General features: G+C 65.7%; 6 protein-coding genes. 1 reads left to right on the top strand and 5 read right to left on the bottom strand.

The features are described from left to right. Both WAN02_RS31330 and WAN02_RS31325 read right to left on the bottom strand, forming a co-directional pair. A partial coding sequence (locus tag WAN02_RS31330; RefSeq protein ID WP_422269254.1) for an Hsp70 family protein occupies positions 1–852 on the bottom strand: 852 nt, incomplete at its 3' end. 90 nt (positions 853–942) lie between these two features. Continuing rightward, positions 943–1,620 carry an MBL fold metallo-hydrolase gene (locus WAN02_RS31325; RefSeq protein WP_422269253.1) on the bottom strand — a complete coding sequence of 226 codons (678 nt, stop codon included), beginning with the start codon at positions 1,618–1,620 and terminating at the stop codon, positions 943–945. A gap of 103 nt (positions 1,621–1,723) precedes the next feature. On the opposite strand from WAN02_RS31325, the gene uvrA reads away from it, so the two are divergent. After that, positions 1,724–4,639 carry an excinuclease ABC subunit UvrA gene (gene uvrA / locus WAN02_RS31320; protein ID WP_422269252.1) on the top strand — a complete coding sequence of 972 codons (2,916 nt, stop codon included), beginning with the start codon at positions 1,724–1,726 and terminating at the stop codon, positions 4,637–4,639. Positions 4,640–4,653: 14 nt separating this feature from the next. On the opposite strand, the gene WAN02_RS31315 is transcribed toward uvrA, so the two are convergent. From WAN02_RS31315 to lysX, 3 genes are all read right to left on the bottom strand, one after another. Next, positions 4,654–4,905, bottom strand: a complete 252-nt coding sequence (locus tag WAN02_RS31315; protein WP_422269251.1) for a PspA/IM30 family protein — start codon at positions 4,903–4,905, stop codon at positions 4,654–4,656. An 18-nt stretch (positions 4,906–4,923) separates the two neighbouring features. Then, the gene (locus tag WAN02_RS31310) at positions 4,924–5,748 is read right to left on the bottom strand and encodes an alpha/beta hydrolase (protein WP_422269255.1); all 825 of its coding nucleotides are present in this window, start codon (positions 5,746–5,748) and stop codon (positions 4,924–4,926) included. A gap of 730 nt (positions 5,749–6,478) precedes the next feature. Next, on the bottom strand, positions 6,479–7,728 hold a 1,250-nt coding region (gene lysX, locus WAN02_RS31305), incomplete at its 5' end, for a bifunctional lysylphosphatidylglycerol synthetase/lysine--tRNA ligase LysX (protein ID WP_422269250.1).

Here is a 7,728-nt window from a genome sequence, read left to right as displayed (position 1 = left end):
GTCTACCAACGGAGCACACGCCGTGTAGACGTCCTCGATCGGGCAGGAAAACGGCGGCTTGCCGATCGCGGTGAGATCGACCAGGAACCGCCGGGTATTGGGGCCGACGGCCTCTTTGCGGACTGAGCACTCCTCGAGCAACTGCTCGCGGGTGCTCGACGGCAGCGAACGCAGTCCAGCGCCCGTGCGGACCAGTTTGAGGATGGCCGCGTCGAAGTCGTCGCCGCCGAGGCGCTGGATGCCCTCGCTGACTACCACCTCGTTCAACCGCCCGGTCATTTTCAGCAGCGACGCGTCGAACGTTCCGCCACCGAGGTCGTAGATCAGGACGTACTCCCGCTTGGCGGTGATCGTCGAGCGATACCGATGGGCGTATTCGAAGCCTGCCGCCGACGGCTCGTTCAGCAGCGCGACCACGTCGAACCCGGCCTGCGCGAACGCGTCCAGGGTCAGGAAGCGTTGCGCGCTGGAGGCATTGGCCGGCACGCTGATCGCGGCCTCGACCCGCACGCCCGGCGAGAGCTCGGCGTTCGAACGGTGCTGGAGGTCGCTTTTCAGCTGGGTCAGAAAGCCCGCGAACAGCTCAGCCAGCAGGTAACGGCGTCCGGCCAGATCGACCGTCGTCGTCGGCCCGGCGTCGTTGAGCAGCCGCTTGAACGACCGCAGCACGGACCAGTCCGGGTGGTGCCGGACCGCGGCGGCCTCCGGGCCGTACCGCAGCTCGCCACTTTCGTTGACGGCAATGATCGACGGCCACGCGTCGTCCCCGTCGAATGACACCACGGGGTAGTTGCCCCGGTCGACGACCGCGACAACGGTGTGCGTTGTGCCGAAGTCGATCCCCAGCCTCATCGGCTAAGAGTAGGCGCTGCACCGCGTTTCGCGGCTGCTATTCACCAACCCCGCTCGCGCCGCTGCGTTGGTCGGGGTCGCCCGCGCGGTTTACCAGCCGCGCTCGCGCCACGTTGCGAGGCTGGGACGCTCGGCGCCCAGTGTGGTGTCGTCGCCGTGGCCGGGATACACCACGGTGGTGTCGTCGTAGACGTCGAACACCCGGGAGGTGACGTCGTCGAGCAGCTGCTCGAAATCACCGGGCTGCCACGTCTTGCCGACGCCACCGGGAAACAGGCAATCGCCGGTGAACAATTGGGTGACTCCGCCGGTGGCCGGGCCGTTGAGCGCCAGCGCAACGGATCCCGGGGTGTGTCCGCGGAGGTGGATGACGTCGAATGTCAAGTCACCGATCTGGACGCTGTCGCCGCCGGCCAGCAAGCGGTCCGGCCGGACCGGCAACGGCTCGGCGTCGACCTCGTGGGCGGCGGTGGGTGCGCCGGTGGCCTGCGCCACCGCTTCAAGTGCCTGCCAATGGTCGAAGTGTTGGTGACTGGTGACGATCAGCGATACGTTCGGGGCCTGGGTGCGCACCAGCTCGACGAGATTCTCAGCGTCGTTGGCGGCGTCGATCAGCAGTGTCTGACCGGTCGCGGAACAGGTCACCAGGTAGGCGTTGTTATCCATGGGGCCCACCGACGTTTTGACGATCGTGGCGCCCGGCAAGGTTCGGCGGGCCGCGGTGCCCGGATCGACGTGGCCGGTGTAGTCGTCACTTAGGGCGGTCATACCAGTCAACGGTACTGGCCGACGGCGGCTTGTCGGTATGGGCACTTAGCATGGGGATGACGTGTGTGATGAGCTCGAGAGATAGAGACGTGAAAGAGACGCTGTGGCTGACCGCCTGATCGTGAAGGGTGCTCGCGAGCACAATCTGCGCAGCGTCGATCTTGATTTGCCGCGCGATGCGTTGATCGTCTTCACCGGCCTCTCCGGTTCGGGGAAGTCTTCGCTGGCGTTCGACACGATCTTCGCCGAAGGTCAGCGACGCTATGTCGAATCGCTGTCGGCGTACGCCCGCCAGTTCCTCGGGCAGATGGACAAGCCCGACGTCGACTTCATCGAAGGACTGTCGCCGGCGGTGTCCATCGACCAGAAGTCGACCAACCGCAATCCGCGCTCAACTGTCGGGACCATCACCGAGGTGTACGACTACCTGCGGCTGCTGTACGCGCGTGCCGGCACCCCGCACTGCCCGGTCTGCGGTGAGCGGATAGCCCGCCAGACCCCGCAGCAGATCGTCGACCAGGTGCTGGTGATGCCCGAAGGCACCCGGTTCCAGGTGCTCGCCCCGGTGGTGCGCACCCGCAAGGGCGAATTCGCCGACCTGTTCGAGAAGCTCAACGCGCAGGGCTACAGCCGGGTCCGCGTCGACGGCGTGGTGCACTCACTGACCGATCCACCCAAGCTGAAGAAGCAGGAGAAGCACGACATCGAGGTCGTGGTCGATCGCCTCACCGTCAAGGCCAGCGCCAAGCAGCGGCTCACCGATTCGGTCGAGACCGCGCTGAACCTGGCCGACGGCATCGTGGTGCTGGAGTTCGTCGATCACGACCACGACGCCCACAACCGCGAACAGCGGTTCTCCGAGAAGCTGGCCTGCCCCAACGGGCACTCCCTGGCGGTCGACGACTTGGAGCCGCGGTCGTTCTCGTTCAACTCGCCGTACGGCGCCTGCCCCGAGTGCGTCGGCTTGGGCATCCGCAAGGAGGTCGATCCCGATCTGGTGGTGCCCGACCCGGATCGCACGCTGGCGGAGGGCGCGGTGGCGCCCTGGTCGATGGGCCACACGGCGGAGTACTTCACCCGGATGCTGGCCAGCCTCGGTGAGGCGATGGGCTTCGACGTCGACACGCCGTGGCGCAAGCTACCGGCCAAGGCGCGCAAGGCAATTCTGGAGGGCTGCGACGAGCAGGTGCACGTCCGCTACCGCAACCGCTACGGGCGTACCCGCTCCTACTACGCCGACTTCGAGGGCGTGCTGGCCTTCTTGGAGCGCAAGCTGGACCAGACGGAATCCGAGCTGATGAAGGAGCGCTACGAAGGCTTCATGCGTGACGTGCCGTGCCCGGTGTGTGAGGGCACGCGGCTCAAGCCGGAAATCCTGGCCGTCACCTTGGCCGCGGGGGATCAGGGTGCCAAGTCGATCGCCGAGGTGTGTGAGCTGTCGATCTCCGACTGCGCCGATTTCCTGAACGCGCTCACGCTGGGCTCACGCGAGCAAGCGATCGCCGGCCAGGTGCTCAAGGAAATCCAGTCGAGGCTGGGCTTCTTGCTCGACGTCGGGTTGGAGTACCTGTCGCTGTCCCGGGCGGCGGGCACGCTATCCGGTGGCGAAGCGCAGCGCATCCGGTTGGCCACCCAGATCGGCTCCGGGCTGGTCGGCGTGCTCTATGTGCTCGACGAGCCGTCGATCGGGCTGCATCAGCGCGACAACCGCCGCCTCATCGAAACTCTCACTCGGTTAAGGAATCTGGGTAACACCCTGATCGTCGTCGAGCACGACGAGGACACCATCGCGCACGCCGACTGGATTGTCGACATCGGTCCGGGCGCCGGCGAGCACGGCGGTCACATCGTGCACAGCGGCACCTACGCCGACTTGCTGACGAACGAGGAGTCGATCACCGGGGCCTATCTGTCGGGCAAGGAAAGCATTGCCGCCCCGACGATTCGGCGTCCGGTGGACAAGCGGCGTCGGCTCACGGTCGTCGGTGCCAACGAGCACAACCTGCGCGGGATCGACGTGGTGTTTCCACTCGGTGTGCTGACCGCCGTGACCGGTGTGTCCGGCTCCGGCAAGTCGACGCTGGTCAACGACATCCTCGCCGCGGTGCTGGCCAATCGGCTCAATGGCGCCCGGCAGGTCCCGGGTCGGCACACCCGGGTCACCGGGCTGGACAATGTCGACAAGCTGGTGCGAGTCGACCAGTCGCCGATCGGCCGTACCCCGCGATCCAACCCGGCCACCTACACCGGCGTCTTCGACAAGATCCGCACCCTCTTCGCGGCGACGACCGAAGCCAAAGTCCGTGGTTATCAACCGGGCCGGTTCTCGTTCAACGTCAAGGGCGGTCGCTGCGAGGCGTGCACGGGCGACGGCACCATCAAGATCGAGATGAACTTCCTGCCCGATGTGTATGTGCCCTGCGAGGTTTGTCACGGCGCACGCTACAACCGGGAAACCCTGGAGGTGCACTACAAGGGCAAGACCATCTCCGAGGTACTGGACATGTCGATCGAGGAGGCGGCGGAGTTTTTCCAGCCGATCACCGGCATTCATCGCTATTTGCGGACGCTGGTCGATGTCGGCCTCGGATACGTCCGACTCGGCCAGCCCGCGCCGACACTGTCCGGCGGTGAGGCGCAGCGGGTGAAGTTGGCATCGGAGTTACAGAAGCGCTCCACCGGACGCACGGTCTACATCCTCGACGAGCCCACCACCGGGTTGCATTTCGAAGACATCCGCAAGTTGCTCGATGTCATCAACAGCCTTGTCGACAAGGGTAATTCGGTGATCGTCATCGAACACAACCTGGACGTGATCAAGACGTCGGACTGGATCATCGACATGGGGCCTGAGGGCGGTGCCGGCGGCGGAACCATCGTCGCCGAGGGCACACCGGAGGATGTGATGGCGGTGCCGGAGAGCTACACCGGCAAGTTCCTCGCCGAGGCGCTCGGCGCCAGTAAGCCATCTGCCGGCGCCCCGCGCCGATCCACCAAGCGCCGCAAGGTCAGCGCCTAGGTCTGGCTGCGGGCTCAGCGGCTGTCGCCGCGCATCGATTCGCGGATTTGGGCCAACCGGTCGGCGGCCGCACGCTGTCGGGCCTCATATTGGTCCTCGACGTCGCGGCCCTCCGGTGTCTCGGCGTCCAGTTCGGCTGAACCGATGGATGTTTCGTAGCGGCTCTCGATTTTCTCGCGGACCGATTCGAACGTCGGCACCCCAGAGTTGCTGTAGCCCGGGTCGACATCGGGCTGGCCGGCGGGAGTTTCTGGTTCATCGGGCACGATGCCACGCTACCCGGGTCAGCGGCCGACTGGCTCGGCGTACGGAGCCGGAGCCGAGGCGGGCGGCCAGGTCGCGGGTGCCGGAATCCTCGGCAGCCCGGGAGTGTCCAGTCGACCGGCCAGCCAGGGGAGTGCCGCGGCGAATGCATTGCTCGCAAAAGGCCAGTCGTGCTGGCCGGGCTGAGCGACGATCGCGCAGTTGATGCCGTTGGCGCGACCGAGCGCGCACAACGACTCGGCCGCCGAGATCTGGTCATTGGGGTTGGCGGTCGGCTCCCGGCCGCTGAGGTAGACGTCGCTGGCGTCCGTCACCGACAGACCGCGATGACGCTTCGGCGGGTTGCTCGACGACACATCGAACCAGCCCGAAACCCCGGTGTATCGGCCGTGTCGGGCGATGACGGTGGCCGGGTCGAAGGCGGCCCAGGCATCGGCGTTGCCGCCGAACAGCCGCGCGATGGTTTGCGCCTTGGTTCCGGCCTCGGGGCCCATGTTGCCCGCGATGTCGACAAATGAGCTGAACAACTCCGGATGCATGACCGTGAGGTCCAGCGCGCAGGTCCCGCCCATCGACCAGCCGACGATGCCCCAACGCTCCGGCTCCGGGCTGACTCCGAACTTCGAGATCATGTATGGCACAACGTCTTTAGTCAGGTGGTCGGCCGCGTTTCCTCGGCTTCCGTTGACGCACTCGGTGTCGTTGTTGAACGCGCCGCCAGAGTCCACGAAGACGAAGACCGGCGCGTTGCCGCCGTGCCTGGCCGCCATCTCGTCGATCGTTCTCGCCGCGTTGCCGGTTCGCAGCCAATCGGCGGGCGTGTTGAACTCGCCGCCGATCATCATCACCGTCGGCAGCGGCGGCGGGGGGCTGCTGGAGAACCATGCCGGCGGTAAATAGACGACTTCACCGCGGTGCCTGAAATGGGACGCCTCATCGGAGATCGTCACCGGCACGACGATGCCGTGGGCGGGCTGCAGGCCCGCGGCCGCCATCGCGGCAACGCCGGCGGCGTCGGTCTGATGCGGCAGTGGCCCCGCGGTGAGCTGATCCCACGCGGTCTGCACGGTCGGGAAGTAGCCGACCCAGAGGTTGAGTGTCAGCCCCGCGCTGAGCAGACACAGCGGCACGGACAGCAGCGAAGCGCTGCGCCGCCACCAGCGCGCGCTGCCCCACCCCAGGATCACGATCGCAGCGGCCGCACCACTGCCCGCGATCCACCACCACAGCAGATGAGGTGCGGGATCGTCGGCCAGACCGGCATGAGCGATGTACCAACTCGAGCACGCGGCCGAAGCTGCGCCCAGGACCGCGGCCACCGGCAAATAGAGCAGCCGCCACAGCCGCGATCGCCACCCGACCGCCACCAGCAGCATGGCTACCGATGCGGCCTGGACCACTCCGGGGACCCAGCCATGCATCAACGAGGTGTGGTTGTCAGCCAGCACCGCAAACGCAAGGTTCGCCGTTGAACCTGTCACAGTGTCTATTGTGAACTTCTAGTTACCGATTAAGCACTACTTTTGCTCATCGGATGCCTAACGTTCGCGCGGCGGGAGCGCAAAGTTGGGCGGGTCAGCGTGGCTTCGCCAGCGGGAAGGGCAGTGTCTCGCGGATACTCCGGCCGGTGACGAGCATGACCACGCGGTCGACGCCCATCCCGAGGCCGCCGGTCGGCGGCATCGCGTATTCCATCGCCTGCAAAAAGTCTTCGTCGAGCTCCATTGCTTCGGGATCCCCACCGGCGGCCAGGTAGGACTGCTCCTCGAGGCGCCGTCGCTGCTCGACAGGGTCGGTGAGTTCGCTGTAGGCCGTGCCTAATTCGACACCCCACGCCACCAAGTCCCAGCGCTCGGCGATGCCGGGTTTACTGCGGTGCGGTCGGGTCAGCGGTGAGACGGACAACGGGAAATCGATGTAGAAGGTCGGTTTCTCGGTCGGGGCTTCGACCAGATGCTCGTAGAGTTCCAGCACCACCGCGCCGGCGTCCCACTGCGCCAGATACGGGATCTTCGCGGCGTCGGACAATCGGCGCAGCCTGGTCAGGCTGGTGCTGGCGTCGATGTGGTCACCGAGCGCCTCGGATACCGCATCGTGCACGGTCTTGACCGGCCAGACGCCGGAGATGTCGATTTCTTCCATCCCGTCACCGGCGGGTCGCATCACCACCTGTGCGCCGTTGGCGGCCTGGGCGGCGTTCTGGATGAGTTCCCGGCTGCCGTCGATCCAGTCTTTGTAGTCGGCGTGCGCCTGATACGCCTCCAGCAGCGTGAATTCCGGATTGTGGCTGAAGTCAACACCCTCGTTACGGAACGCCCTGCCCAACTCGAATACCCGTTCCACACCACCGACGCAGAGCCGCTTCAGATATAGCTCGGGCGCAATCCGCAGATACAGCTCGAGGTCGTAGCTGTTGATATGGGTGATAAATGGCCGGGCGGCGGCACCGCCGTGAATTTGTTGCAGAATCGGGGTTTCGACTTCGAGAAATCCCTTGTCGTTCAACGTATCTCTGATCGAGCGCAGCACTCTGCTGCGAGCGGCGATCAGCTCGCGCGCCTCGGCGTTGACGGCGAGATCGACATAGCGGCTGCGCACTCGCGCTTCGGGATCGGTCAGCCCTTTCCACTTGTTCGGCAGCGGACGTAGGCATTTGCCGATCAACCGCCAACTGTGCACGATCAGCGACTGGGTGCCGGTCTTGCTGTATCCCATCTTGCCGGTCACTTCGACCAGGTCGCCGAGATCGATCGCCTTGGTGAAGTCCGCGGTTCGGCCATGCTCGAGAACCGAATTCTCCAGCAGCAGTTGCACTTCCGCTGACC

The organism is Mycobacterium sp. (assembly GCF_049281135.1).
Taxonomy (GTDB): domain Bacteria; phylum Actinomycetota; class Actinomycetes; order Mycobacteriales; family Mycobacteriaceae; genus Mycobacterium.
The sequence above is the reverse complement of the archived record's forward strand: the minus strand, read 5'-3'. Positions and strand labels throughout refer to the sequence as shown.